Genomic DNA, 24,785 nt, shown 5'->3' with positions numbered 1-24,785 from the left:
TCAAGCCATCGCGGGCGGCGCGTAATCCAGGCCGGCGACGCTGTGCAACCGACGCCGCGTCAGCGGTCCGAAGCGCAGCGCTTCGCACAGTGCGTGCAGCGCTGCGGCATCGCCGCTGCGACGCGCGAATCCGGTCGTGCCTTCGCCGAGCGGCGCATCGCAGGCGATCGTCGTCAGCTGGCGGTACAGACGCGCGGCATCGGCGTGTTGCCGCAGCTTCGGCCCGACCTGTCCGGCGCCGCGGAAGCGCAGGAACTGGATCTCGTCGCTGCGTTCCAGCAGTGCGTCCAGCGTCCGGAAGTGATGCAGCAGACTCGCCGCGGTCTTGCAGCCGATACCGGGCACGCCCGGGATGTTGTCGACCGTGTCGCCGCACAGCGCGAGGTAGTCGGCCATCTGATGCGCCTCGACGCCGTGGCGATCACGCACCCCAGCCGCGGTCCAGCGCACGCCGCGCGCGTAGTCCCATTGTTCGTCCGCGCCTTCGAGCAGCTGCGACAGATCCTTGTCTGCCGACACGATCACGCCGTGATGCGCACGGGCGCGACCGGCAACCAGCGCGCTGCCGATCAGATCGTCGGCCTCGTATTCGGTGTCGGCCAGCACCACGAATCCGAGCGCACGGCACAGCGCCTTGCACTGCGCGAACTGGCGACGCAGTTCGTCGGGCGCGGGCGGGCGGTTCGCTTTGTACGCCGGGTAGATGCGGTTGCGGAAACAGCTGTCGAGCGCTTCGTCGAACGCGATCGCTATGTACCGCGGATTCGTCCGCTCCACCAGCTCGGCGAGAAAGCGCGCGAAGCCGTGCACCGCATTGGTCGGCCAGCCCTCGGCGTCGCGGAACTCGTCGGGCATCGAATGCCAGGCGCGGAACACGTAGAGGCTGGCGTCGACCAGATACAGCGGCGCGGAGGGCGGCGTTGGCGTCGCCTGCAGCGTCTGCGGCGGCAGGGTCACGGCGCGTGCCAGTCGGTCAGCAGGGTAGCCGGGTCCGGACGCTCACGCTCCGGCGCTTCGATGCGCGGCGTCCCGATGTGGATGAAGCCGGCGACGCGCTCGTTCGCATCGAGACCGAGCAGGGCGAGGACTTCGGGATCATAGGCGGGCCAGCCCGAGAGCCACGAGCCACCGAAGCCCAGCGCCTGCGCGGCCTGCAGCAGGGCGAAGCAGACGCTGCCGGCGGTCAGCAGGCGCTCCACCTCGGGAATCTTGGTGTCCTCGGGATCGAGTACCGCGACGACGACGATCACCAGCGGCGCATGCGAGAACCGCCGGCGGTCCTTGTCGAGGGCGCCGTCGCCAATGTCGGGATCGCGTTCCATCGAGCGCGCCGCGAGCCGTTCGCCGAGTGCGTCGCGATCGGCGCCTGCGATGCGCAGGAAGCGGAAGGGCACGCGCTTGCCGTGATCGGGCACGCGCGAGGCCGAACGCAGCATGCGCAACAGGGTGGCGTCGTCCGGACCGGGCGCTTCGAGCTGCTTGGCGGGGACGGATCGGCGTGCGTCGAGCGCGGCGAGCGCCTCGTGTTCAGTATTTGCGGAGATGGTCACAGACCTGCCGTGGGGGTTCGGGAATCTTATGCACGGGGCATTACGCCCCTTCCCCCGATTCTCTCCCAAATGACGCATCACCACGACATCGGTGCCGGTTCCGGCTCGCGTGCGGGTCCCGCCCGCGACGCTGCGCGCGTCCTCGAGACGCTGCGCCACGACGCCGTGACCGCCTTGGGCGGGGTGCTGTCGGGCTTCTGGAGTGCGATCGAGGAACAGGTGCGACTCGCCGCGCTCGCCCGCCACGACTACATGGTCGCGCAGGAAGAGCGCATGGCCGTGCTGGAGCTCAACCAGCGCGCGCTGGAACTGGCCACGCGCTTCCGCAAGGCGATCGAAACCGAATTCGACCAGTGGCTGGCCGACCGCCCGGCGCCGCCGGTGGCCGATGGGCTGTCGCTGATGTCCGAGGGCGAGCTCGAAGTGCATCTGGCTGCGCAGCAGATCGTCGAGCTGATGGACCATCAGTTCCTGCATCCGCTGGCCGCGCTCGGCGATCGTCTGGACGCGCTGGCCGCGCGACTCGGCATCGAAGGCGTACACGCGAATCCGCTGCGTCCGGAAGTGCCGGTCATCGCTTTCATGCGCCTGTTCAAAGCCGACGAACTGCCGGCCGGCCTGCGCACGATGGTGTTCAACCAGTTCGACAAGCGTCTACCCGGCATCCTTGCCGAGGTTTACGCCCGTGCGAACGCATCGCTCGATGCCGCGGGCATCGGCCCTGGCGCCGTCTCGCAGCAGCCGCAGACGCAGCCCCGGCCGGTCGTGCATGCCGCTGCGCCGGCGCGCTCCACGCGCCACGATGCTGCCGGCGAAAGCTGGGTGCCCGACGGCGGCGTGGTCGCGCACGCGGAACCCGAAAGTCACGTGACGACCGGCGGTACCGACGCGCCCGCGTACGGGCCGCTGTCGGCCGGTCTGATGGATGTGCTGGCCGCGCATGGCCATGCACCTGCCGGTACGGCTGCGCCACGTGGTTACCGTGATCTGGTGCGCGAACAGCTGCACCAGTGGCGCGAACGTCGTGCGCATGACATGACACCGGACGCTGGCGCCGATGGCGCGGGCGGTCCGGTGCTGGGCATGTCGCAGCTGCTGAGCGTCGCGCGGATGCTGCAGGGCGACGATCCCGCGCCATTCGCACGCGCACTGGTCGGCGACGACCGCCGCCGCCTCGGGGATGTGATCCGCGACGAACTACTGCGCGGCCTGCGCGAGCTGGGCGTGGACACCGAGCAGACGCCGCTCCGCCGCGAGGACGAGGACGCGATCGATCTGGTCGGCATCCTGTTCCAGGCGCTGTTCGACGCCAACGATCTGCTGCAGCAGGCCCGCGACATCTACGGTCGGCTGGTGATGCCCTATCTCAAGGTCGCGCTGACCGACGACTCGATGTTCAACCAGCGCGCGCATCCCGCACGCCGGCTGCTCGACGCGGTGACCGAGGCCTGCGACGGCAACGTCGGTGATACCCCGCAGGATCGCGATCTGCTCGACCAGGCGGGCCGCGTCGTCGACCGCGTCGTCGACGAATACGAAAGCGACCAGGCGGTGTTCGAACTCGCCGCCGGCGAATTGCGCGAGCGCCTCGACCAGCAGCGCCGACGCGCCGACGTCGCAGAACGGCGTGCGGCCGAAGCGATCCACGGCCGCGAACGGTTGCAGCAGGCGCGCCGCAGCGTCGACGACATGGTCGCCTCGCGCCTGTCCGAGCGCCGGCTCACGGCCGCGGTCGCGTTCTTCCTCGATCGCCATTGGCGTCACCATCTCACTCAGACCTGGCTGCGTGACGGACCGGACTCGGCGCGGCACCTCGCCGCGATCGGTATCGGCGATGCGATGGCCCAGGTCGACTTCGACGCCGCGCACGCGCTCGGCACTGCGGTCGCCGACGAACTGCTCGCGCTGCAGGTGCCGTTGGCCGAGTGCTATTCCAGCTGCGGCCTCGATGCGAACGCTGCGCGCGATGCGGTGGCGCGGATCATCGCCGCGCTGGCGCTGCCCGACACGCCGCGCAGCGTGCATTCGCCGCAGTCGCCCGAGGTCGAGGACGAAGGGCCCGATCCCGCGTTGCGTCTCGCGGGCGGCCACGATGCGTTGGCCTTCGATCCGACGATCGCCGTGCGCATGCGCCAGCTGCGTGTCGGCCAGTGGTTGCGACTGGTCGACGACAACGGTCGCGAATCCGCGGCGCGTGTCGCGTGGATCAGTCCCCTGACCCAGCGGCTGCTGATCGTGAACCGTCGCGGCATCCGTCGCATGGTGGTCTCGCCGGAGGAACTGGCGGCGCTGGTCGGTGCGGGCCGCGCCGTCGTACGCGCGGTGGATGCGCCGTTCGACGAAGCGATGAAGCAGCTTTGGCAACAGCTCAACGCCGCGAACGATCCTGCCGGCGACGCTGCGACCGCGTGATAGTTGTGCGCTACCGTTAAGACGCGCGGCGGACGCTTGCGTTATTGTCCGGCGATCTTATGGGGGACGGAGTGGGCGCGATGCCCGTGTCGACGCAAGGACCGGGCGATGCCCTGCGGACGGAAACGCCCGCGCAATTGATGGAAGGAATCCGTCGCGAGGCCACCGCGCGGCTGTTGCCGCTGCTCGGCGAAACCCTGCGCGCCGAACGCGCGCGCCTGCAGCGCGCCTGCGATGAAGCAACGCAGGACAGTCTGGCGCGTGATGCCGATGCCGAAGATCTGACCAGCCTGACCGTGCTCGCCGCCGAGCTGATCCAGCACGAACATCGTTGGCAGAAAGCGCTGGGCGAGGTGTTCGCCGCATGGCCCGAACCGCCCGCGTCGCATGCGCGCAGCGCGTTCTCGCTGCTGTCGGACGACGAACTGCAGGCGCAGTTGATCGGACAGCCTGTCGCCGAAGCGCTTGATCGGCGATTCGAGAGCCTGCGCGACATCATCGATCGCCGGCTGCATACGTTAGCCGGTCGGCTGCAGTACCGCGGCCGGCCGTCCAATCCGTTGGCTGCGCGTTTTCTCGTCGAGAGTTTCCTGCGCGCCTTCGAAGCCGGCGACTGTGGTCGTCGCCTGCGTGCGTCTTTGCTGCGTCGGCATGAAGCGCTGCTCGATGCCGAACTAGGCGGGCTCTACGGCTGGTGCAACACACGTCTGGCCGAAGCCGGCTGCGCCCTGGCGGGCGACAGTGACCACGCGTCGTTGATTGCGGGCCTCGGCGGCTCCACGGAGACGTTGCCGGCCAACAAGACCCGCATCTGGGAGCAGGGCAACGCGGTCGCGCAGGCGGGCCCGGGTGCCTCGCCTGCCGCGCGCGCCGACGCGCCCCGCGGCAATCTGCTGCGTCGACACGCGCGGCGCCAGCGCGATGCCCGGCGCGCGGAGCTCGACGCCGCCGAACGCAGCTTCCGCCGCGACGAATTCCTGTCGACGCTCGCGCTGCTGCAGTCCGAACGCGATCTGCCGCCCGGCGACACGCACGCGGTCCGTCTGCGCGAAGGCCTGTATGCGGTGGCTGGCGGTCTCGGCATCGATCGACACACCGTCGCCTTCGACGGCGAGCAGGACGAGGCGCTGATCCTGATCGGTGCGTTGTTCGACCTGATCGCCGCGCGCCATCAACTGACGCCTGCGGCGCGCGAGCGGTTCGCGCTGCTCTCGGTGGCCTGGCTGCATCTCGCGCTCGAGGATGCGCATCTGTTCGAACCGTCCTCGCCGCCTGCGATGCAGCTGCTGTCGGCGCTGGTCGAATTGTGGGACGGCATCGATCCCGACGACCCGCAGTCGATCGAGCAGCAGGCGCTCGCCGACCGTGTCGCCGATGCGGTGCTCGACGGATCGCAGGGCGATGGCCGGGTGTTCCCCGCGCAGCTCGCGCAGATCGACGGTGCGCTCGCCGCGAACCGTCGCCGCGCAGAAGCAGTGGAGCGCCGCACCTGGCAGGCCCTGCGTGGTCGTGAACGCCTCGATGCAGCGCGACGCCAGTCGCGGATCGAACTCGCACGCCGGCTCGACGGTCGTCCGCTGTTGCCGTCGGTCGCCGGTTTTCTGGATGTCGAATGGCGCCAGGCGCTGGCGCAGTCCTGGCTGCGCGATGGCGACACTTCGGATCGCTATCGCGAAGTGCTGTCGCTCGGCGATGCGCTGGTCGAATCCGACGGGTTGGCCGCGAACGACGGTGGCAGTGCGGTCGCCGATCGCCTGCTCGGCATCCTGCCCGCGCTGCGCGACTGCTGCGCGCAATGCGGCAACGACGCGAACGCCACCGAGGCGCGGCTGGCCGGCCTGGTCGCGGAGCACGCCAGCCCGACGGCGCGGCAGGTGCACGTGCCGACGCCGCCGACCGACGACGACGCCCCGCTGTTGCCGGACGACGCCGATCCGCAGGCGGGCCTTGCCGACACTACCTTCGCCGAGGGCCAGCGCTTCGTGCAGCCTGACGGCGCAGGCGCGGGGCGGACCTTGCGGCTCGCGTGGCGCAGCTCGCTCAGTGGCGCCTGCCTGCTGGTCAACGCGACGGGCGCGCGCGAATTTCTGCTGATGCCGGCCGAACTGCACGCGATGATCGAGGCCGGCCAGTTGCAGGCCCGTCCCGGTGGCGGCGCGGTGTCCCAGGCGCTGGCGACACTCGCGGCGCAAGCCAGCACAGCCTGATCGATCCGCTGCCGGCGCGCGCCATGCCGCGACCGGCGACATGGCCTAGGATGAGCGCGACTCCAGGCGAGGACGATGTCGATGGCGGTGACGATCGGCGTGGCGCGTGAAACCGCGGTAGGCGAACGGCGCGTGGCGCTGACGCCGGAGACCTGCAAGAAACTCGTGGCAGCCGGCGCGCAGGTGCGCGTCGAGCGTGGACTTGGCAGCGCTGCTCATTTTTCCGATGACGCCTATGCCGATGCCGGCGCCGCCCTGGTCGACGACGCGCACGCGGCGTTGTCGGGTGCGGATGTCGTGCTGTGCGTGCGGCCGCCGGAGATCGGGCGCCTGCAACAGCTCGACGCTGGCGCGACGCTGGTCGGTGTGCTGCAGCCGGACGCCGATGCCGCACGTGGCGACGCGATCGTCGCGCGCGGATTGATCGCGTTTCCGCTCGAACGCCTGCCGCGCACGACGCGCGCGCAGTCGATGGACGTGCTCAGTTCGCAGGCCGGCATGGCCGGCTACAAGGCGGTGCTGATCGGCGCGCAACTGGCGCCGCGCTTTTTTCCGATGCTGACCACCGCGGCCGGCACGATCCGGCCGTCGAAGGTGCTGATCGTCGGCGCTGGCGTTGCCGGCCTGCAGGCGGTCGCGACCGCGAAGCGGCTCGGCGCGCAGGTCGAGGGCTTCGACGTGCGCCCGGAAACGCGCGAGCAGATCGAATCTTTGGGCGGACGTTTCCTCGATCTCGGCGTCAGCGCCGCGGGCGAGGGTGGGTATGCGCGCGCGCTGACCGACGAGGAGCGCGCCGAACAGCAGCGTCGTCTCGGTGATCACCTCAGAGGCATCGACGTCGTCGTCTGCACAGCGGCGGTGCCGGGACGGCCCGCGCCGAAGATCGTCACCGCGGCGATGGTTGCCGGCATGCGGCCGGGCAGCGTGATCGTCGATCTGGCGGCGGAGAGCGGCGGCAACTGCGAGGCGACGCGGCCGGGCGAAACGGTGGATGTCGGCGGCGTCATCGTCGCCGGACCACTGGATCTCGCCTCGATGGGCGCCACGCACGCGAGTGAGATGTTCGCGCGCAACGTGTTCAATTTCGTCCAGCTGTTGCTGGTCGATGGTGCGCTGGCGCCGGACTGGAGCGACGAACTGCTGGCCAAGACGGTGTGGCCGGCGCGCGCTGCCGCGGAAGACGCTGCGGCCTGAAGTCGGGGGCTTCCTGGCATGTGAAGTGGGGACGCGATTGGTTCCACTGCGCGCTACCCATCCTGCGGATAGCGCTCCGCCGTCATCAGGGGCCGCGCGATTCGCGACGCGGCGGCGCCGGGTTGTCCGCGGCCCATCGGCGGCGCTGTTCGGGCGTCATCTGCTTCCAGCGTTCGCGCAGGGCTTCGCGCTCGGCTTCCGGCAGCGTGCGCAACTTGCTGTAGAGCGCGCGGGCTTCTTCGCGCTGGTCGGGCGGCAGCTGCTTCCAGCTGTGCAGGCCGTGACGGGCCTCGGCGCGTTCGGCCGGCGTCATCGACTGCCAGCGTCGCGCGTGCTCGAGCATGCGGCCGCGTTCCTGCGCGTCGGCGCCGTTCCAGCGCTCGCGCACTGGGCCGATCAGTTGTTCGCGCTGCGCGGGCGTGAGCTGGTCCCAGGCCGGCGGCGGCGCGGACTGGGCGATCGCGGCGTTGCCGCACAGGAGCAGCAGTGGCAGTGCAGTGGCGAGGAGAACGGTTCGGGTCAGTGACATGGTCATTCCACGGCAAGCAGGGTCGACTCGTTGGCGGCGAGCCAGCGATAGAAGTCGGGTGATTCGTCGTAGCCGGCCAGCGCTTCGTCGACGCCTTCGTCGATGTGCGCGGCCGATTCGGCGGCCGCCAGCACGGGCGTGGCCGTCGGCGCATCCGAGGCCGGCATCAGCATGCGTGCGCCGATCGCGAGCGCACACACCGCAGCGAATCCGGTCGCCAGCGGCATGCCCCAGCCGCGACGCGCCGGCGTGGTCGCCTGCGACGCGGCATGGCGTGCGCGATGCAGGCGCGTGGTGGTCGCAGGCGTGATCGTGTCCTGCGCCTGGACGTAGAGCGCGCGCAGCGCGGCATCGTCCTGCGGGTCGTGCGACCGGTTCATCGGAATTCCTCCAGGTGCTTCTGCAGCGCTTCGCGGGCGCGGAACAGATGGGTTTTCACCGAGCCCTCGCCGCATCCCATGATGCGGGCGGTGGTCTCGACATCGGATTCTTCGAGCACGCGCAGCGAAAATGCTTCGCGCTGGCGCCGCGGCAGTTGCCGCAAGGCCTTTGCCAATCGTCCCCAGGCCTCGCGCCCGTCGTGGTTGCGGGCCGGGTCCGGACCGGCATCGGCCCAGTCGATCTCTTCGCCGTCCGGCGCGCGCGCATCGCTGAGCCAGCTCAGCCGGAACGTGCGTCGGCGCTGCACGTCGATGATCCGGCTGCGCAGCACCGTCCAGAACAACGGCGTCCATTCCGACGGCGGACGGTCGCGATAGCCGAGCATCTTGATCATCGCGTCCTGCACCGCGTCCAGCGCGTCGTCGCGGTGGCGCAGCCCGAGTTCGGCGAAGCGGAAGGCGCGGCGTTCGACGCTGGCGAGAAAGCCTTCCAGCGTCGTCGGCAGCACGGGAGTGGCGGCGTCCGCCGCGACGGGAGAGTCGGTCACGTCGCCAAGCCTACCGTGCGCGATGTGCGCATGCGGGTCGGGAAAGTGGCTGCCATCCATCGTCGGGTCGTCGCCAGGGGCGGGGTGTGCACAGGTCAACGCGCGTCCGGCGCGGCGGTTGACGTGGCAGGTGTCGCGCGGCTGGCACGCCGTTCAACGGCGGTTATGATGCGGGCGACTGACCCGGGGAATCGCAATGATCGATGGTGTCGTGGCGCTGTACATCTTCATGCTGGCGGCGATCGCCGGCCACGTGATCATCTCGCGGGTGCCGGTGATCCTGCACACCCCGCTGATGTCGGGTTCGAACTTCATCCACGGCATCGTGCTGATCGGCGCGATGCTGGTGCTGGGCCACGCCGACACGACGCTGGAGAAGGCGATCGGCTTCATCGCCGTGCTGATGGGGGCGGGCAACGCCGCCGGCGGCTATGTGGTGACAGAGCGGATGCTGGAGATGTTCAAGCCGTCGGGCCGGCCGGGGAAGCCGGAGTGAGGGCCGCCATTCCGTTGGTCGCGCGCGCAGGACGTGTCGCATGAGCGGCCTGCAGTGGCTCGTCGCTGCCAGCTATTTCATCGCCGCCACGCTGTTCCTGCTCGGCCTGCAGCGCATGGCCTCGCCGCGCACCGCGCGTTCGGGCATCCAGTGGGCTGGCGTCGGCATGGTGCTGGCGACGGTGGCGACGTTCTTCGTGCCGGGGCTCGCGAACATCGGCCTGATGCTGGTTGCGATCGCGCTGGGCACCGGCCTCGCCTGGGTGTCGGGCAAGAAGGTCGCGATCACCGACATGCCGCAGATGGTCGCGCTCTACAACGGCCTGGGCGGCGGTTCGGCGGCGGCGATCGGTGCGGTCGAACTGCTGCGCTGGTCGGCGGCGGGCGGCGCGCCGGCCAGGTTGTCGCTGGTGCTCGCGGTGCTGGGCGCATTGATCGGCGCGATCGCGCTGTCGGGCTCGGTGATCGCCTGGGCCAAGCTCGACGGGCGCATGGACAAGCGCTACGTGTTCCCCGGCCAGCAGCTCTTCAATCTGGCGGTGTTCGTCGGCGCGCTGATCGCCGGCGGCCTGATCGTGCACGCGCTGGGCGTGCCGGCGATCGTGGTGTTCTTCGTGCTGGCACTCGCGCTGGGCGTGCTGATGACGCTGCCGATCGGCGGCGCGGACATGCCGGTGGTGATCTCGCTCTACAACGCGCTGACCGGGCTGGCGGTCGCGTTCGAAGGCTATGTGCTGGGCAACGAGGCGCTGATCATCGCCGGCACCATGGTCGGCGCGGCCGGCATGCTGTTGACGCGGTTGATGGCCAAGGCGATGAACCGCTCGATCGCAAGCGTGCTGTTCTCGAGCTTCAGCGCCGGCGGCACCGCGGCGGCGATCGAAGGCAGCCAGAAACCGATCGAGGCCGCCGATGTCGCCGCGCAGATGGCGTATGCGGAGCGCGTGGTGATCGTGCCCGGCTACGGCATGGCTGTGGCCCAGGCGCAGCACAAGCTCTGGGAGCTGAGCCAGCGGCTGATCGAACGCGGGGTCAAGGTGCGCTTCGCGATCCACCCGGTCGCCGGGCGCATGCCCGGGCACATGAACGTGCTGCTGGCCGAGGCCGGCGTGCCCTATGACCTGATCGTCGACATGGACGACGTCAATCCGGAATTCCCGAACACCGACGTGGTGCTGGTGATCGGCGCGAACGATGTGGTCAATCCGGTCGCGAAGACCGACCCGCAGAGCCCGATCTACGGCATGCCGATCCTCGATGTTGTGCTGGCGAAGAACGTCGTGGTGATCAAGCGCGGCAAGGGCACCGGTTTCGCCGGCATCGAGAATGCGCTGTTCTATGCCGACAACACCCGCATGCTCTATGGCGACGGCGCCGAAGCTGCGGGCGCGCTGGTCGCGGAACTCAAGGCCCTCGACGGCGGCCACTGAGCCGCCGCGCGGTTCAGCGCGACGCCACTGCCGCGATCACGAGCGCGGCACCGAGCCAGGCCAGATCGACCGTCGAGTTGGCGAGCGTCGCCAATGTGTACGCATGGTGCGGGCCGAGTTTGAGCAACGACTCCCAAGGCAGCATGCCCATCGGCCGGGCGAGCTGCGACGCGACGATGCCGAAGTTCGCGATCACGATCGCCAGCACGGTGGCCACGGTGCCGGCGAGCGCGCGCAACACGCCGGGGCGGGCACGGGCGAGGCGCAGCAACCAGGCCGCATCGAACGCGGCGATGACCGCCATCCAGCTCGTCTGCGTGCCACGCGCGTCGGCCAGCAGGATCCAGGCGGCAGCGATGCCGAAACTGCCGAGCAGCAGCAGGGCGGTCGCCATCGGCCAGCGCCGGGCGCCCGCGGGGTGGTGCCTTGGCGGCATGGAAGGCTGCATCGCGGAAACGGCCGATCAGCATACCGGCGCGCGGCGATACAATGACAGACCTTGTCGTGGCCGCCCCTGGCCACCATCTGATGGTCCTATGTACTCCCGCAGCAGCGAACCCGTCCGTTTCGAGCGCGATTGCGCCGCCGTCCTCGTGCCGGCAGGCGAACACGTGACCCTGCCCGCGGGCAGCGCCGGCTACATCACCCAGGCACTGGGTGGCAGCTACACGCTGTTCGTGGAGGGCAACCTGTTCCGGATCTCCGGCCGCGATGCCGATGCGATCGGCAAGGAGCCGCCGGTGCCGCTGGAACTGCCCGATGGCGCCGACGACGCCGCAGTGGAGCGCATGGTTTGGAACCAGCTGCGCACCTGCTTCGATCCCGAAATTCCGATCAACGTCGTCGATCTGGGGCTGATCTACGAGGCCGAGGTGCAGCCGACCGATGATGGCCAGCGCCGGCTCGAGGTCAAGATGACGCTGACCGCGCCGGGCTGTGGCATGGGCGACATCCTCGTCGACGACGTGCGCAGCAAGCTGGAGCTGATTCCCACGGTCGTCGAGGCCGATGTGGAACTCGTGTTCGACCCGCCGTGGAACCGCTCGATGATGTCGGAAGCCGCGCGCCTCGAAACCGGCATGCTCTGACGCATTCGCGGGCTTTCTGCCGCGTCAGCCGCGTTTCTGCCGGCGGCGCGCCTCATTGCTCTGGCTAAGGGCGGTCCCCGGAAAACGTCTTTAAGTGCGCCCTGCGAACCTCTGTGTTCGTGGTGTGCCGGCGCGCGCGCTGTCATCCGGTGTCAATGGAATCCAGATGACACGGCGCATCCACTCTGTCGTCCGCTGACCCACTCCATTCAGCGTGCGTTCGATCCCGAAACCATGACCCACATCGTCAATATGTGACGGTGTGCGCCATTATTCATGAAACTTTAACGGTTTCTTGCGTTGCGAACGGGTCGCACTGTCGCGTAGCGTCAGTTTGCGGTCAGTTTTGTCACGTCCGCATTCGTTGCGGAGTCGGCGTTGCCCGGAGTTCAGGCGGCGGCGACGGCTCCCGATCTGCCGCCCAAGCGCGGCTCTCACCCACAGGTTTGGGGGTTATCGGATGTCGAATCACCCGTATCACGCGCCGCGCCGTCGTCTGCTCGTCGCCGCCACGTCCCTCGCGCTCGCGGCCCTGGCGCCGCTGTCGCTCAACGCCACGGACCGGCTCAACCTCGGCGGCCTGCAGTCGTCCGACACCCACGACCGCTTCATCGTCAAATACCGCGACGGCTCGGCGCTCCAGGCCGACCCGGCCGCGATCGACACCGCGCTGCGCGCATCCGCCAGCCGGATCGCGGTCAGTGGCGGCGGCAAGCAGCTGCGCCTCGAACACGTCCGGCGCATGACGCTGGGCGCCGACGTCGTGCGCACCAGCCGCAAGCTCGACCGCGCGGACGCCGAATCGCTGATGCGGCAGATCGCCGCCGACCCGAACGTAGAATTCGTCGAAGTCGACAAGCTCAACCAGGTGTTCTGGACCCCGAACGATCCGCGCTTCAGCAGCCAGTACGGCTTCGGCACCGGCGCAGGCGGCATCCGCGCGACCACCGCCTGGGACACCACCAAGGGTGCGGGCGCTGTCGTCGCGGTGCTCGATACCGGCATCACCAATCACAGCGATCTCAACGCGAACATTCTTCCCGGCTACGACTTCATCATCGATACCGCGGTGTCGGGTGACGGCGGCGGGCGCGATGCGGATCCCAGTGATCCGGGCGACTTCTACAACGGTCGCGCGTCGAGCTGGCACGGCACGCACGTGGCCGGCACGGTTGCGGCGGTCACCAACAACGGCGTCGGGGTCGCGGGCACCGCGCCCGATTCGAAGGTCGTGCCGGTGCGCGTGCTCGGTCGCGGCGGCGGTTACGACTCCGACATCGCCGATGCGGTGATCTGGGCGTCGGGCGGCACCGTCAGCGGCGTGCCCGCGAACGCGAATCCGGCCGAGGTCATCAACCTCAGCCTCGGCGGCGCCGGTACCTGCGGCAGCGCGATGCAGAGCGCGATCAACGGCGCGGTCAACCGCGGCACCACGCTGGTCATCGCCGCAGGCAACAGCAACGCCAATGTCTCGGGCTTCTCGCCGGCCAACTGCAGCAACGTGATTTCGGTGGCGTCGAATACCAGCACCGGCGCGCGTTCGAGCTTCTCCAACTACGGCACCGGCATCACGATCTCGGCGCCGGGTTCGGGCATCGTCTCCACGCTCAACAGCGGGCAGACCACGCCGGGCAGCGAGAGCTACGCGACCTACGACGGCACCTCGATGGCGGCGCCGCATGTCGCCGGCGTCGTCGCGCTGATCCAGTCGGTGTCCAATCCGGCCAAGACACCGGCGCAGATCAAGACCCTGCTGACCAGCACCGCGCGCGCGTTCCCGTCGACGCCGTCCCAGCCGATCGGTGCGGGCATCGTCGATGCGGCAGCGGCCGTTGCGGCTGCGACCGGCGGCACCGTGCCGAACCCGGATCCGGGCACCGGCACCGGCGGTCTGCAGAACGGCGTGCCGGTCACCGGCGTGTCGGGTGCGGCCAACAGCACGCGCACGTGGACGTTCACCGTGCCGTCGGGCGCCAGCAACCTGGTCATCGCGATCTCTGGCGGCAGTGGCGACGCCGACTTGTACGTGCGCCGCGGCAGTGCGCCGACGACGTCGACCTACGACTGCCGTCCGTACCGCACCGGCAATACCGAGAGCTGCGCGTTCGCAACGCCGCAGGCGGGCACGTACCACGTGCTGGTCCGCGGCTACACATCGTTCTCCGGGGTCACGCTGCGCGCCAGCCACAACTGAGGCGGGTTCGGGGAGTTCCGGGGGAGGAAGGGCAGGCAGCGGACATCGTGATCGTGATGTCCGTCGCCGGCGGAGCATGCCGCACGCGGTGTGCTCCGTTTTTATCGGTCACCACTGAGGGGTAGAGAACAGGATGAAGACTCTTATCGCATGCATCACCGCCGGCACGCTGTCGGTCGGTGCTGCCGCGGCGGCGACGCGCGACGCGCGACCGGCCGCGTTCGACAACCGGCTGCCGGCCGAACAGACGGTCGAACTTAAGCGCATGCCGGCGGTCGACGCCGCGCGTCTGCGCGCCGAGGATGCGCGACAGGATCGCGCGATGGGACAGCGCCCGATCCGCTTCGCGACACCGCACGCCGTCGACCTGACGCCGAACAACGCCGGTGACTGGGACGAGATCGCCGGCGGGAATCTGGTCTGGCGCCTGCGCGTGGAATCGAAGGACGCGCTGTCGCTGAATTTCGGCTTCTCCGAGTTCCATCTGCCCGAAGGCGCGCGCCTGCTGGTCTATCCCGAAGGCCTGGCCAAGAACGCCAATCCCGAGGCGATCCAGACCTTCACCGCCGCGGACAACAAGGCCAGCGGCAGTCTGTGGACGCCGATCGTGCCGGGCGACAACGCGATCATCGAAGTGGTGGTGCCGAAGGCGCGCATGGGCGAGCTCAAGCTGCGCCTGAGCAGCATCAACCACGACTACGTCGGCTTCGGCCGCCTCGCCCGTGAAGGCGCGCTGGCCGAGACGAAGGGTGTGTCGGGCAGCTGCAACGTCGACACGGTGTGCCCGGACGGCGACGACTTCCGCGACGAGATTCCGTCGGTCGGTGCGTACTCGCGCTTCGGCACGTTCTACTGCAGCGGCTCGCTGGTCAACAACACCGCCAACGACCAGAAGATGTACTTCCTGACCGCGAACCATTGCGGCATGGGTACCGCGGATGCGGCGGCCAGCATCGTCGTCTACTGGAACTACCAGAACTCCACCTGCCGCACCCCGGGCAGCGCCGAGAGCGGCGCCAACGGCGACGGCAGCCTCGCGCAGAACCAGACCGGCGCCGTGGTCCGCGCGACCAGTGCCGCGTCCGACTTCACCCTGCTCGAGTTCGACGACGCCGCCGATCCGGCATTCAATCTGAGCTGGTCGGGCTGGGACCGTCGCGATCTCGCCCCGGCAGGCGCGACCGGTATCCATCACCCGCGCGTCGCCGAAAAGCGCATCACCCACTCGGACAACCCGCTGCGCGTGGAAGGCTATCTGGGCGCAAGCGGCAATACCCACCTGTGGGTGCAGTGGAACCAGCGCGGCACCACCGAAGGCGGTTCGTCGGGTTCGCCGATCTACAGCCCCGAAGGCCGCGTGATCGGCCAGCTGCACGGCGGCTACGCCTCGTGCACGACGACGGGCGCGGATCACGTCGACTGGTACGGCCGACTGTTCACCTCGTGGACCGGCGGCGGCACCGCAGCGACGCGCCTGAGCGACTGGCTCGATGCCGCGGGCACGGGCGAGGAGTTCGTCGACACGATCGGCGCCGATGGCGGCGGTACCCCGGGCGTGCCGGTGGCCGGCTTCGACTTCACCGTCGACAACGACACGCTGACCGTGACCTTCACCGACACCTCAAGCGACGACGGCGACATCGTCAGCCACGCCTGGGCGTTCGGCGATGGCACGACCTCGACCGAAGCCAATCCGGTCAAGACCTACGACGCAGCCGGTGTGTACTCGGTCGCGTTGACGGTCACCGACGACGAGGGCAACACCCGCACCCGCACCCAGCAGGTGGAAGTGGGTGACCTCACGCCGGATGCGACCGAACTGACCAACCGCACGCCGGTGTCGGGCCTGTCGGGCGCGGCCGGCGCCGAACTGCTCTACAGCATCACCGTGCCGGAAGGCGTCAGCGGTCCGCTGTCGATCACGACCTCGGGCGGCAGTGGCAACGTCACGCTGTACGTCAGCCAGGATGAAGAGCCGCAGGCCGATGCCTACGACTTCATCTCGCAGCGTCCGGGCAACAACGAGGTGGTGCGCATCGCCAACGTCGAGGCCGGCACGTACTACGTGAAGGTGGTCGGCGTGACCGCGTTCGCCAACGTCAGCGTGCAGGCGCGTCACAACCCGCCGAGCGACGGCGGCGGTGACGGCGGTCTGCAGAACGGCGTGCCGGTGACCGGCCTCGCCGGTGCCACGGGCAGCCAGCAGTTCTGGACGATCCAGGTGCCGGCCGGCACCAGCAGCCTGCGCGTCGCACTGAGCGGCGGCACGGGCGATGCGGATCTCTACGTCCGCGCCGGCTCGCAGCCGACCACCACGGCCTACGACTGCCGCTCCTGGGTCGTCGGCAACAACGAAACCTGCACCATCAGCAATCCGCCGGCGGGCACGTACCACGTGCTGGTCAACGCCTACGCGACATTCAGCGGCGCATCGCTGGTCGCGACCTGGTAACGGCGCACGCGTTCACCCCGGGCACGCCCGGGGTGGAGGCATGATCGCGGGGTCGCACGCGGACGCGTGCTCCGCGGAGACCGCCATGCACCGACGTCATCCTCATTTCGCGCGGCGCTTCGGCGCCGCGTTCTTCGTTCCGGCCCTGTTGCTGTCTGGTTGCGCGATGGGCGGCGATCCGCCTGCCACCACGTCCACCGAGGTCAGCGCCATGCAGCAGCGTTTCATCGTCCGCTACACGCCCGGCAGCGCGCCGGAACGCGATCCGGCGCTGGTCGCCGACCGCATCGCCCAGAGCGCCCGCAGCGCGGGTCTGGTTGATGGGAAGGGCGTGCCCGGCAAGGTGACCTGGCTGCGCCGGCTCGCGGTCGGCGCCGATGTCGTCTCGGTCGATCCCCAGCTCGATGCCGCACAGGCGCAGCGGCTGCTCGATGCGCTCAATGCCGAGCCCGACGTCGAATACGCCGAGCCCGACAGTCGCATGACCATCGGTCCGGGTCCGGAGATGCGGATGCGCGGACCCGCGGTCGACTGAGCCTTCAGCCCAGCGGTTCGAAGCGGTTGGCTTCGACGTTCTTGCGGACTTTGAGCGGATCCCAGATGCGACCGTTCATCGCCACGTACACGCCCGGCGGCTTGGACTGCACGGCCCCGACGGCGGTGCCGATGTTGAATTCCGCATCCGAGCCGCGGAACCGCGCCGGGCTCAGCGCGCCGGTCAGGATGATGGTCTTGTCGGTGATCGACGCGAGCACCTTGGCGGTCTCGACCATCGAGTCGGTGCCGTGGGTCAGCAGCACGTGCTTGGCCGGCTGCGCGGCGATCGTCGCGCGGATCAGTTCGCGGTCGTCGTCGGTGAGGTGCAGCGAGTCCTTGCGGATGATCGGAATCACCCGGAACCGGAACGCGACACCGAGTTCCTCGAGCATGCGACCGATCTGCGGATCGCCGACCTGGAAATCCGACTTGTCGTCGAAGTAGATCTTGTCGATCGTGCCACCGGTGGTGACGATCAGCAGTTCGTCCATCGTGATGCGGTCCTGCAGGCAGCGAATCGGGCCGCCCATGATACCGGCGTGCGCGTTGCCCGCCGCCGCCGCGTTCAGCCCATGGGCGGACGACCCTTCGAGAAGCGCGCACGCATGCCGGGCAAGCTGGCCGAAAACACCACCGCCAGCGACAGCGCGATCCCGGCCCACGGCCACAGGCCCAGCTCCGGATGCGACCAGGCGTACATCACCCCGTGCGAGAACCAGAACAGCGCGGCGATGCCCGACCACAGCGGTGCGCTCGGCCGGCGCAGCAGCACACCGGCGAACAGCAGCAGCGGCGGCAGCACGAACACCAGCAGGGCCGCGCCGAAGTGCGCATCGTTGCGATACCAGACGGCGTACAGCGCCGCGATCAGCACCAGCGACGTCGCCAGTACGCGCGTGGCCGGCGGCCGCATGCCGCTCATGCGCCGAGCTTCGCGGCGAGCGTGGCGATGCGCCGGCCGAGCGCGCGCGCGAGCATGGCCTCGTCTTCGGTCGGCTGGGGATCGTCCTGTTGCCCGGCGACGTGACTGGCGCCGTAGGGCGTACCGCCGCCGCGCGTGGTGGTCAGCGCCGGCTCGGTATACGGAATGCCGGCGATCACGCAACCGTGGTGCAGCAGCGGCACCAGCATCGTCAGCAGCGTCGCTTCCTGGCCGCCGTGCTGGGTGGCGGTCGAGGTGAACACCGCCGCCGGCTTGCCGACCAGTGTGCCGCTGGCCCATTCGGCGCCCAGTCCATCGAGAAAATGCTTGAGCGGCGCGGCCATGTTGCCGAAGCGCGTGGGGCTGCCGAGCAGCAGGCCGGCGCATTCGGCGAGATCCGCGCGGTCCACGTACGGCGCGCCGTCTTCGGGCACCGGCGGCGCCGCCTGCTGCGTGACAGCCGCCACCGGCGGCACCGTGCGCAGCCGCGCCTGCATGCCATCGACCTCGCCGATCCCGCGCGCGATCTGCCGTGCGAGGCGGGCGACCGAACCGTTGCGGCTGTAGTAGAGAACGAGGATGTCGGGCATGAGGACGCCTGTTTGCGGGGAAGGAAAGAGCAGGATCTAAAGCGTTTCGCTTTTGCAGCGGCAGGAGCTGGGGCGCGTCGTGCGCTCTGTATTCTCGCGCAGTGAGCGATGCGTGGGGAGTCGCTCAAGCCCAGCACCTCCATGGATACCGTCATTCCGGCCTTCGCCGGAATGACGGGTGAGCGTGTTCGATGCATCCCCAAGCAAACCGCTTTGCTACGCTTCGCCGATGGAGCCACTCGCCACTTTCAACCGCTGGACCGACCGTATGGCGGACCGTGCACGCGCGCTGAGCTTTTCGCGCTTCCTGTGGCGTCGCTTCATCGACGACCGTCTGTTCGAAGCCGCGGGCGCACTCGCGTTCACCACCGTGTTCGCGCTGGTGCCGCTGTCGATGGTGGTGTTCGGCGTGCTGTCGGTGTTTCCGGCATTCGGCCAGTGGCGCGACCAGCTCAGCGACTACATCTTCTCCAACTTCGTGCCGGACTCGGCGCGCGCGGTAGAGCAGGTGCTGCTGCAGCTCTCCACTAACACCGGCCAGCTGACGACGATCGGCGTGATCGCGCTGGTGATCTCGGTGCTGGTCACACTGCTCAGCGTAGAGACCACGTTCAACCGCATCTGGCGGGTGAAGTCGGCGCGGCCCACGTTCGGGCGCTTCCTCGTCTACTGGACGGTGCTCACGCTCGGTGCGCTGGTGGCGACGGCGAGTCTCGCGGTATCGGCGCGCTTCTTCGCGCTGGAAATCTTCAGCACCGATTCCGGCCGTCTGCTGCGTGGCCTGATGCTGTGGGCAGCGCCGATGCTGATCGAACTCGCCGCGTTCACCACGATCTTCCGCGTGGTGCCGCATCGCACGGTGCAATGGCGCCACGCGCTGGCCGGCGCGACGCTGGCGGTGCTGCTGTCGGAAATCGTGAAGTGGGCGATCGGTCTGTATCTGGGCAGTTTCGATGCCTACGAAAAGATTTACGGACAGATCGCATTTCTGCCGATCTTTCTGCTGTGGGTGTATCTGAGCTGGGTCGCGATCCTGCTCGGCGCGTCGTTCGCGTCGTCGATCTCGGCGTTCCGGTACCAGCCTGCGAATATGCGGCTGCCGGGTGGTTTCGAACTCTACGGCCTGCTGCGCATGCTGGGCCGCTTCTCGGCCGCGCGCATCCAGGGACGCGGACTGCACAGTGACGAAATCCAGACACTGGAGCCGATGCTCACCGACGCGCTGGTGCAGCAGATGCTCGCGCAGCTGGAAGAGATCGCACTGCTGCGTCGCGCCGAATCCGGCGAGTGGATTCTCGCGCGCGATCTCGACGGCCTGACCGTCGGCGAACTCTACGAAGCCTGCGATCTGCGCATTCCTGTCGCCGAGGCGCATCTGCCATGTCGCGACGATGCGCTGGGCGTGACCGCATCGGCCGCCCTCGACGAATTGCGCATTCCGCTGCGCGACCTGCTCAAGCGGCGGGTCGGCAGCCTCTACGAATCTCCGGAGATTTCCGCATGAACCGCCTCGCCTCCTGCATCGCACTCGCCCTGTTGCTCGCAGCCTGCAAGCCCGATGGCCAGACACCTGCCGCTGCGCCCGATGCCGCAACGCCGACGTCTACGCCTCCTGCGACGTCGACCGATACGCCGGCAACTGCCGCATCGAAAACGCACCCTGCGTTGCAGGTCGAGACGATCGACGGTGCCCGCTTCGATCTTGCTGCACATCGCGGCCAGTGGGTGGTCGTGAACTTCTGGGCGACCTGGTGCGCGCCGTGCCTGAAGGAGATGCCGGAACTCTCGGCGCTCGACGCGATGCGCGAGCACGTGCAGGTGATCGGCCTCGCCTACGAGGAGATCGAACCCGACGACATGCGCGCGTTCCTGCAGAAGCATCCGGTGGTCTATCCGATCGCGATCATCGACACCTTCGACCCACCCGCCGATTTCGACACGCCGCCCGGCCTGCCGATGACGTATCTGATTGGCCCTGAAGGTCAGGTGGTCGAGAAGATCCTCGGCCCGGTCACCGCCGAGCGGCTGGAAACACTGATCGCTGGTGCGGGCGGGCCTGCGGTCGAAGCCTGAGGCGCGCTCAGTCTTCTAACGGCGCGAGCGGCGGCAGCACGTCGTAGCGCTCCGGCCGCGGCTTGAGCTTGAGTTTCGGGAAGCGCAGCGAGGGCGCATCGACGTGGCTGTCGGGCAGCCGGTCGAGCAGGTCACGGAGTAACGTCAGCCGGCCTCGGCGCTGGTCGTTGAAATCAACCAGTGTCCAGGGCGCGTGCGATGTATGCGTCGCGCGCAGCATGGTGTCGCGGGCGCGGGTGTAATCGTCGTAGCGCGTACGCGCGGCAACATCGACCGGCGACAGCTTCCAGCGCTTGAGCGGATCGTGCAGGCGCTCGGAAAACCGCGCTTCCTGCTGCGCCTGGTCGCAGCCCAGCCAGTACTTGAACAGCAGGATGCCGTCGTCGACCAGCTGCTGTTCGAACGCAGGCGCCTGGGCGAGGAAGGTGTCGACCTGCGACGGTGTCGCATAGCCCATCACCGATTCCACGCCGGCGCGGTTGTACCAGCTGCGGTCGAAAAGGGCGATTTCGCCGGCCGACGGCAGATGCGTCACGTAGCGCTGGAAATACCACTGGCCGGCTTCGCGATCGCTGGGTTTGGGCAACGCGACGACGCGGCACTGGCGTGGATTGAGATGCTCGGAAATCGACTCGATCGCACCGCCCTTGCCGGCAGTGTCGCGACCTTCGAACAGCACCAGCAGGCGGCGGCCGCTGTGTTGCAGCCAGCGGGCGACGGCGGCGAGTTCGATCTGCATCGGTTCGAGGGCGGCCTCGTAGGCCTTGCGCTTGAGCGGTTTCATCGCGGGCTCCTGTGCGGTGGAACGCTAGTCGCGTGACTTGCGCGGTGGCGCCTGCGCCATCGTGCGGGCGACTTCCAGCAGTGCGCCCTGCTGGCGCGTGTTGAGCGTGCGGTACGCGGCGAGCAATTCATGTTCGCCCTTGGTGCGCGCCGGGTCGAGCGTGGCAGCGAGCGTCGCCAGCAACGCGCCGGCGGGGACGCCGAACGCGCGGGCCAGTGCATCGAGCTGCGCGCTGCCGGGTGTCTTTTCGCCGCGCATCCAGGCAGACACCGTCGCTGCACCGACGCGCGGAATCGCGGCGGCGATCTCTGCGGCGGTCAGGCCGCGGGCCTTGGCGAGCAGGCGCAGCGTCTGGTCGAGGGCCATCAGGCTTCTTTCAGGCGCGGACGGATCGTCGCCAGATTGCACGGCTTGGTGCGCGCGTCGAGCTGGTGGCGGACGATCTTCTCCCACGCCGTGCGGCAGGCCGATGTCGAGCCTGGCAGGGCGAACACGAAGGTCGCATTGGCGAGGCCGGCAAAGGCGCGTGACTGCAGCGAGGACGTGCCGATCTCCTCGACCGACACCGCGCGGAACAGTTCACCGAAGCCGGGCATTTCCTTGTCCAGCAAGGGCAGCAGCGCTTCGGGCGTGGAGTCGCGTCCGGTGAAGCCTGTGCCGCCGGTGACGAGGATGCCGTCGACGACGGGATCGGCGATCCACTTCGATACCAGTGCCCGCATCGCGTAGCGGTCATCGGGCAGCAGGGCGCGCTCGGCGATCCCGTGGCCTGCGCCGGTCAGGGACTCGACGAGGTAGTCGCCGGAGCTGTCGGTGTCGAGGGTGCGGCTGTCGGACACCGTCAGCACGCAGATCTGGAGGGGGATGAAATCGGTCTGGCTGCTCATGCGGCGAGGGTACCCCACCGGTGTGGACGGCCGCATCGGGATGCGCGGTCGCTGCGCGGATCGAAACCGCGCACTTCAGGCCGCGTTGCGACTTACTGCGCGGTCATGCGCGCCAGTTCGTCGGCCTGGTGTTCCTGCGACAGCCGCGCGATCAGGCCGTCGAGACTGCCTTCGAGCACGTTCGGCAGGTCGTACAGCGTGAGTCCTTCGATGCGGTGATCGGTGATCCGCCCCTGCGGATAGTTGTAGGTGCGGATGCGCTGGCTGCGGTCCCCGCTGCCGACTTGCAGCTTGCGCACTTCGGCAGTCGCGGCGGCGCGGCGCTCGGCTTCGGCGTCGGCCAGCATCGCGCGCAGGCGCTTCATCGCCTTGTCGCGGTTGGCGTGCTGGCTGCGCTCGGTCTGCGATTCGACGACGACGCCGGTCGGCACGTGGGTGATGCGGATCGCCGAATCGGTCTTGTTGACGTGCTGGCCGCCGGCGCCGGACGAGCGGAAGGTGTCGACCTTGAGGTCGGCAGGATTGAGTTCGATCGGTTCGCCCGCGTCCTCGATCGGAATGATCGCCACGGTCGCGGCCGACGTGTGGATGCGGCCCTGCGATTCGGTTTCCGGCACGCGTTGCACGCGGTGCGTACCGGATTCGAACTTGAGCCGCGCATAGGCGCCGCTGCCGTCGACCGCGGCGATGACTTCGCGGAAGCCGCCGTGTTCGCCCGTGCTCGCCGATTCCACTTCGACGCGCCAGCCCTGCCGCTCGGCGTAGCGCTGGTACATGCGGAACAAGTCGCCGGCGAAAATCGCGGCTTCGTCACCGCCGGTGCCGGCGCGGATCTCGAGATAGAAGCCGCCGTCGTCGCGCGCGTCGCGCGGCACCAGCAGCGCAAGCAGATCGGCCTCCAATGTTTCCAATCGCGCATCGGCGGCAGCAATTTCTTCCTCGGCCATCTCGCGCATGTCGGCATCGTCGAGCAGGCTGCGCGCAGCCTCGCGATCCTCGAGCGCGCGCCGCTCGTCGGCCAGCGCGCTCGACAGCGGTTCGAGCTGGGCGAACTCGCGCGACAGCGCACGGAACCGCGACTGGTCCGCGACAGTCGCGGGATCGGACAGCAGGCGTTCGAGTTCTTCGCGGCGTTCGGCCAGCGCTTCGAGCTTACGGCGCAGGGTCGGCAGCATCGGGTGTCCGGGACTCGGGTTCGGGCGGCAGCAGCGCATCGAGGCTGTCGGCCAGCGTGTCGTCGCCGCGCAGCGCGGCGTCGCGCAGGGCGGTGGTCGGCAGATGCAGCAGCCGGTTGGTCAATGTATGCGCCAGCAGTTCCAACACCGCGTCGGGGGACTGGCCGGCGGCGAGTTGCTGGCGGGCGCGGGCGAGCGCTTCACCTCGGACTGCTTCGCCGTGCGCGCGCAGGCGTTTGATCGGCGCCAAGCGTCCGCGCGCGGCATTCGACTCGCCAAAGCGGGTGACCTGCAGATCGATGATCGCGTCGGCATCGGCGGCGGCCTCGCGGCGGCCGCGGCGGTTGTCGTCGAGCGTGCGTTCCAGATCGTCGACGGTGTAGAGGAACACGTCGCGCAGCTCGGCCACATCGGGCGCGATGTCGCGTGGCACCGCCAGATCCATCAGCAGCATCGGCCGGTGCTTGCGCGCGGCAAGCGCGGCGGCGACCTGCGCGCGGCCGATGATCGGCGTACGGCTGGCGGTGGCCGACAGCACGATGTCGGCGAGGAACAGATGCCGGTCGAGTTCATCGAGTGGCAGCGCGATACCGCCATGCCGCGCGGCCAGTTCCTGCGCGTGCGCGTAGGTGCGGTTGGCGATCAGCAGGCGTTTGACGTTGGCCTGCGCGAGATGGCGCGCTGCCAGTTCGATGGTCTCGCCGGCGCCGATCAGCAGTACCGCCGAATCGGCCGGGCGCGCAAACGATTCCTGCGCAAGCCGCACCGCGAGCGAGGCTACCGACACCGGACTGTTGCCGATGCGGGTCTCGCTGCGTGCGCGCTTGGCGGTGACGAAGGCGTGCTGGAATACGCGATCGAGTTCGCTGCCGAGCGTGCCGGCCGCGCGCGCGCTGGCCCAGGCCTGCTTCACCTGGCCGAGGATCTGCGGCTCGCCCAGTACCAGCGAATCGAGCCCGGTCGCGACGCGGAACAGATGTCGCACCGCGTCGGCGTCGCGATGCCGGTACAGATAGGCCTGCAGCGAACCACCGGCCAGCGCCGCGTCGTCGCCCGGATGCGTCGCCAGCCAGTGCGCCAGCGCGCTGCCATCGTCGTCGCACACGGCGTAGAGCTCGGTGCGGTTGCAGGTCGACAGCAACGCGACCTCGCGCACGGGCGGCAACGCACGCAGCTGCGCGAGCGCCGCGTCGAGCGCATCGCCGGCAAACGCCACCCGTTCGCGCAGGGCGACCGGCGCGGTCTGGTGGTTGATGCCGAGTGCGTAAAGGCTCATGGGCTGGCGTGCCTGCCGGAGAGGCGATTCCGTTCAGGCGCTTGCGATAAGCTGCGGACGAA

Annotated in this window: 25 protein-coding genes; 11 read left to right on the top strand and 14 right to left on the bottom strand. The window is 69.0% G+C overall.

Going from position 1 to position 24,785, the window contains the following annotated elements; all coding sequences use genetic code 11:
- Complete coding sequence (locus LU699_RS04020) at positions 1-957, bottom strand: 5'-3' exonuclease (RefSeq protein WP_232134421.1); 957 nt, start codon at positions 955-957, stop codon at positions 1-3.
- Positions 954-1,550 carry a nitroreductase family protein gene (locus LU699_RS04015; RefSeq protein ID WP_232134422.1) on the bottom strand — a complete coding sequence of 199 codons (597 nt, stop codon included), beginning with the start codon at positions 1,548-1,550 and terminating at the stop codon, positions 954-956. The genes LU699_RS04020 and LU699_RS04015 overlap by 4 nt, the downstream gene beginning before the upstream one ends.
- 69 nt (positions 1,551-1,619) lie before the next feature.
- Between LU699_RS04015 and LU699_RS04010 the strand changes: the two genes are divergently transcribed.
- The 3 genes from LU699_RS04010 (at position 1,620) to LU699_RS04000 (ending at position 7,363) form a co-directional block, all read left to right on the top strand.
- Positions 1,620-3,962 carry a DUF1631 family protein gene (locus LU699_RS04010; RefSeq protein ID WP_232580490.1) on the top strand — a complete coding sequence of 781 codons (2,343 nt, stop codon included), beginning with the start codon at positions 1,620-1,622 and terminating at the stop codon, positions 3,960-3,962.
- A gap of 59 nt (positions 3,963-4,021) precedes the next feature.
- Positions 4,022-6,169 (top strand): DUF1631 family protein, encoded by a 2,148-nt coding sequence (locus tag LU699_RS04005; RefSeq protein ID WP_336246140.1) that lies wholly within the window; start codon positions 4,022-4,024, stop codon positions 6,167-6,169.
- An 81-nt stretch (positions 6,170-6,250) separates the two neighbouring features.
- Positions 6,251-7,363, top strand: a complete 1,113-nt coding sequence (locus LU699_RS04000; RefSeq protein WP_232134425.1) for an NAD(P) transhydrogenase subunit alpha — start codon at positions 6,251-6,253, stop codon at positions 7,361-7,363.
- Between the two features lie 85 nt (positions 7,364-7,448).
- On the opposite strand, the gene LU699_RS03995 is transcribed toward LU699_RS04000, so the two are convergent.
- From LU699_RS03995 to LU699_RS03985, 3 genes are read right to left on the bottom strand one after another with little or no spacing between them, the layout of a single operon-like run.
- Positions 7,449-7,898 carry a DUF3106 domain-containing protein gene (locus LU699_RS03995; RefSeq protein WP_425491049.1) on the bottom strand — a complete coding sequence of 150 codons (450 nt, stop codon included), beginning with the start codon at positions 7,896-7,898 and terminating at the stop codon, positions 7,449-7,451.
- The gene (locus LU699_RS03990) at positions 7,895-8,272 is read right to left on the bottom strand and encodes a hypothetical protein (RefSeq protein ID WP_232134427.1); all 378 of its coding nucleotides are present in this window, start codon (positions 8,270-8,272) and stop codon (positions 7,895-7,897) included. The genes LU699_RS03995 and LU699_RS03990 overlap by 4 nt, the downstream gene beginning before the upstream one ends.
- Positions 8,269-8,880, bottom strand: a complete 612-nt coding sequence (locus tag LU699_RS03985) for an RNA polymerase sigma factor (protein ID WP_425491187.1) — start codon at positions 8,878-8,880, stop codon at positions 8,269-8,271. Before LU699_RS03985 ends, LU699_RS03990 begins: the two co-directional genes overlap by 4 nt.
- A 136-nt stretch (positions 8,881-9,016) precedes the next feature.
- Between LU699_RS03985 and LU699_RS03980 the strand changes: the two genes are divergently transcribed.
- Entirely contained in the window at positions 9,017-9,316 is a 300-nt protein-coding gene (locus LU699_RS03980; protein WP_232115306.1) for an NAD(P) transhydrogenase subunit alpha part 2, read from the top strand.
- 40 nt (positions 9,317-9,356) lie between these two features.
- Positions 9,357-10,745, top strand: a complete 1,389-nt coding sequence (locus LU699_RS03975; RefSeq protein ID WP_232134429.1) for an NAD(P)(+) transhydrogenase (Re/Si-specific) subunit beta — start codon at positions 9,357-9,359, stop codon at positions 10,743-10,745.
- A 13-nt stretch (positions 10,746-10,758) separates the two neighbouring features.
- Here the strand turns inward: LU699_RS03975 and LU699_RS03970 are convergent, their stop codons facing one another.
- Positions 10,759-11,139: a hypothetical protein gene (locus tag LU699_RS03970; RefSeq protein ID WP_232134430.1), complete on the bottom strand. Its 381-nt coding sequence runs from the start codon at positions 11,137-11,139 to the stop codon at positions 10,759-10,761.
- 142 nt (positions 11,140-11,281) lie between these two features.
- Here LU699_RS03970 and sufT point away from each other — a divergent pair, with 142 nt between their 5' ends.
- The 4 genes from sufT to LU699_RS03950 all read left to right on the top strand — a co-directional run bounded on the left by sufT (position 11,282) and on the right by LU699_RS03950 (position 17,014).
- Positions 11,282-11,833, top strand: coding sequence for a putative Fe-S cluster assembly protein SufT (gene sufT, locus LU699_RS03965; RefSeq protein WP_232134431.1), 552 nt, complete (start codon positions 11,282-11,284; stop codon positions 11,831-11,833).
- A gap of 460 nt (positions 11,834-12,293) precedes the next feature.
- Complete coding sequence (locus LU699_RS03960; RefSeq protein ID WP_232134432.1) at positions 12,294-14,027, top strand: S8 family peptidase; 1,734 nt, start codon at positions 12,294-12,296, stop codon at positions 14,025-14,027.
- Between the two features lie 133 nt (positions 14,028-14,160).
- On the top strand, positions 14,161-16,479 hold the full coding sequence (locus LU699_RS03955; RefSeq protein ID WP_232134433.1) for a pre-peptidase C-terminal domain-containing protein: 2,319 nt from the start codon (positions 14,161-14,163) through the stop codon (positions 16,477-16,479).
- Between the two features lie 85 nt (positions 16,480-16,564).
- A complete protein-coding gene (locus LU699_RS03950) occupies positions 16,565-17,014 on the top strand; it encodes a hypothetical protein (RefSeq protein WP_232134434.1) in 450 nt (149 codons plus the stop codon).
- A gap of 4 nt (positions 17,015-17,018) precedes the next feature.
- Here LU699_RS03950 and LU699_RS03945 read toward each other — a convergent pair whose 3' ends face one another.
- The 3 genes from LU699_RS03945 to wrbA all read right to left on the bottom strand — a co-directional run bounded on the left by LU699_RS03945 (position 17,019) and on the right by wrbA (position 18,528).
- The gene (locus LU699_RS03945) at positions 17,019-17,507 is read right to left on the bottom strand and encodes an asparaginase domain-containing protein (protein WP_232134774.1); all 489 of its coding nucleotides are present in this window, start codon (positions 17,505-17,507) and stop codon (positions 17,019-17,021) included.
- Between the two features lie 74 nt (positions 17,508-17,581).
- On the bottom strand, positions 17,582-17,929 hold the full coding sequence (locus LU699_RS03940) for a DUF2069 domain-containing protein (RefSeq protein ID WP_425491196.1): 348 nt from the start codon (positions 17,927-17,929) through the stop codon (positions 17,582-17,584).
- A gap of 5 nt (positions 17,930-17,934) precedes the next feature.
- A complete protein-coding gene (wrbA, locus tag LU699_RS03935; protein ID WP_232134436.1) occupies positions 17,935-18,528 on the bottom strand; it encodes an NAD(P)H:quinone oxidoreductase in 594 nt (197 codons plus the stop codon).
- Between the two features lie 229 nt (positions 18,529-18,757).
- Here wrbA and LU699_RS03930 point away from each other — a divergent pair, with 229 nt between their 5' ends.
- Together LU699_RS03930 and LU699_RS03925 are read left to right on the top strand one after the other, a co-directional pair.
- Positions 18,758-20,032 (top strand): YihY family inner membrane protein, encoded by a 1,275-nt coding sequence (locus LU699_RS03930; protein WP_232134437.1) that lies wholly within the window; start codon positions 18,758-18,760, stop codon positions 20,030-20,032.
- Entirely contained in the window at positions 20,029-20,601 is a 573-nt protein-coding gene (locus LU699_RS03925; protein ID WP_232134438.1) for a TlpA family protein disulfide reductase, read from the top strand. The genes LU699_RS03930 and LU699_RS03925 overlap by 4 nt, the downstream gene beginning before the upstream one ends.
- A gap of 7 nt (positions 20,602-20,608) precedes the next feature.
- Here the strand turns inward: LU699_RS03925 and ppk2 are convergent, their stop codons facing one another.
- From ppk2 to hemA, 5 genes are all read right to left on the bottom strand, one after another.
- Positions 20,609-21,385, bottom strand: coding sequence for a polyphosphate kinase 2 (ppk2, locus tag LU699_RS03920; RefSeq protein WP_232134439.1), 777 nt, complete (start codon positions 21,383-21,385; stop codon positions 20,609-20,611).
- 24 nt (positions 21,386-21,409) lie between these two features.
- A complete protein-coding gene (locus LU699_RS03915; RefSeq protein ID WP_232134440.1) occupies positions 21,410-21,751 on the bottom strand; it encodes a helix-turn-helix domain-containing protein in 342 nt (113 codons plus the stop codon).
- Entirely contained in the window at positions 21,751-22,272 is a 522-nt protein-coding gene (gene moaB, locus LU699_RS03910) for a molybdenum cofactor biosynthesis protein B (RefSeq protein WP_232134441.1), read from the bottom strand. The genes LU699_RS03915 and moaB overlap by 1 nt, the downstream gene beginning before the upstream one ends.
- 92 nt (positions 22,273-22,364) lie before the next feature.
- Positions 22,365-23,447, bottom strand: a complete 1,083-nt coding sequence (prfA, locus tag LU699_RS03905) for a peptide chain release factor 1 (RefSeq protein WP_232134442.1) — start codon at positions 23,445-23,447, stop codon at positions 22,365-22,367.
- Positions 23,425-24,723: a glutamyl-tRNA reductase gene (hemA, locus tag LU699_RS03900; protein ID WP_232134443.1), complete on the bottom strand. Its 1,299-nt coding sequence runs from the start codon at positions 24,721-24,723 to the stop codon at positions 23,425-23,427. The genes prfA and hemA overlap by 23 nt, the downstream gene beginning before the upstream one ends.
- Between the last annotated feature and the right edge of the window lie 62 nt (positions 24,724-24,785).

The sequence above is a fragment of the Luteimonas fraxinea genome (assembly GCF_021233355.1).
Classification (GTDB): Bacteria; Pseudomonadota; Gammaproteobacteria; order Xanthomonadales; family Xanthomonadaceae; genus Luteimonas; species Luteimonas fraxinea.
This window is presented reverse-complemented; position numbering and strand designations above follow the sequence as displayed.

Excerpts from the sequence above, each read along its gene's own strand:
- moaB (WP_232134441.1), bottom strand. The coding sequence starts at position 22,272 with ATGAGCAGCCAGACCGATTTCATCCCCCTCCAGATCTGCGTGCTGACG.
- LU699_RS03940 (WP_425491196.1), bottom strand. The coding sequence starts at position 17,929 with ATGCGGCCGCCGGCCACGCGCGTACTGGCGACGTCGCTGGTGCTGATC.
- LU699_RS03980 (WP_232115306.1), top strand. The coding sequence starts at position 9,017 with ATGATCGATGGTGTCGTGGCGCTGTACATCTTCATGCTGGCGGCGATC.
- prfA (WP_232134442.1), bottom strand. The coding sequence starts at position 23,447 with ATGCTGCCGACCCTGCGCCGTAAGCTCGAAGCGCTGGCCGAACGCCGC.
- LU699_RS03990 (WP_232134427.1), bottom strand. The coding sequence starts at position 8,272 with ATGAACCGGTCGCACGACCCGCAGGACGATGCCGCGCTGCGCGCGCTC.
- LU699_RS04010 (WP_232580490.1), top strand. The coding sequence starts at position 1,620 with ATGACGCATCACCACGACATCGGTGCCGGTTCCGGCTCGCGTGCGGGT.
- wrbA (WP_232134436.1), bottom strand. The coding sequence starts at position 18,528 with ATGCCCGACATCCTCGTTCTCTACTACAGCCGCAACGGTTCGGTCGCC.
- LU699_RS03975 (WP_232134429.1), top strand. The coding sequence starts at position 9,357 with ATGAGCGGCCTGCAGTGGCTCGTCGCTGCCAGCTATTTCATCGCCGCC.
- hemA (WP_232134443.1), bottom strand. The coding sequence starts at position 24,723 with ATGAGCCTTTACGCACTCGGCATCAACCACCAGACCGCGCCGGTCGCC.
- LU699_RS03945 (WP_232134774.1), bottom strand. The coding sequence starts at position 17,507 with ATGGACGAACTGCTGATCGTCACCACCGGTGGCACGATCGACAAGATC.
- LU699_RS03985 (WP_425491187.1), bottom strand. The coding sequence starts at position 8,880 with ATGGATGGCAGCCACTTTCCCGACCCGCATGCGCACATCGCGCACGGT.
- ppk2 (WP_232134439.1), bottom strand. The coding sequence starts at position 21,385 with ATGAAACCGCTCAAGCGCAAGGCCTACGAGGCCGCCCTCGAACCGATG.
- sufT (WP_232134431.1), top strand. The coding sequence starts at position 11,282 with ATGTACTCCCGCAGCAGCGAACCCGTCCGTTTCGAGCGCGATTGCGCC.
- LU699_RS03925 (WP_232134438.1), top strand. The coding sequence starts at position 20,029 with ATGAACCGCCTCGCCTCCTGCATCGCACTCGCCCTGTTGCTCGCAGCC.
- LU699_RS03960 (WP_232134432.1), top strand. The coding sequence starts at position 12,294 with ATGTCGAATCACCCGTATCACGCGCCGCGCCGTCGTCTGCTCGTCGCC.
- LU699_RS04005 (WP_336246140.1), top strand. The coding sequence starts at position 4,022 with ATGGGGGACGGAGTGGGCGCGATGCCCGTGTCGACGCAAGGACCGGGC.
- LU699_RS03950 (WP_232134434.1), top strand. The coding sequence starts at position 16,565 with ATGCACCGACGTCATCCTCATTTCGCGCGGCGCTTCGGCGCCGCGTTC.
- LU699_RS04000 (WP_232134425.1), top strand. The coding sequence starts at position 6,251 with ATGGCGGTGACGATCGGCGTGGCGCGTGAAACCGCGGTAGGCGAACGG.
- LU699_RS03995 (WP_425491049.1), bottom strand. The coding sequence starts at position 7,898 with ATGACCATGTCACTGACCCGAACCGTTCTCCTCGCCACTGCACTGCCA.
- LU699_RS03955 (WP_232134433.1), top strand. The coding sequence starts at position 14,161 with ATGAAGACTCTTATCGCATGCATCACCGCCGGCACGCTGTCGGTCGGT.
- LU699_RS03970 (WP_232134430.1), bottom strand. The coding sequence starts at position 11,139 with ATGGCGACCGCCCTGCTGCTGCTCGGCAGTTTCGGCATCGCTGCCGCC.
- LU699_RS03930 (WP_232134437.1), top strand. The coding sequence starts at position 18,758 with ATGGAGCCACTCGCCACTTTCAACCGCTGGACCGACCGTATGGCGGAC.
- LU699_RS03915 (WP_232134440.1), bottom strand. The coding sequence starts at position 21,751 with ATGGCCCTCGACCAGACGCTGCGCCTGCTCGCCAAGGCCCGCGGCCTG.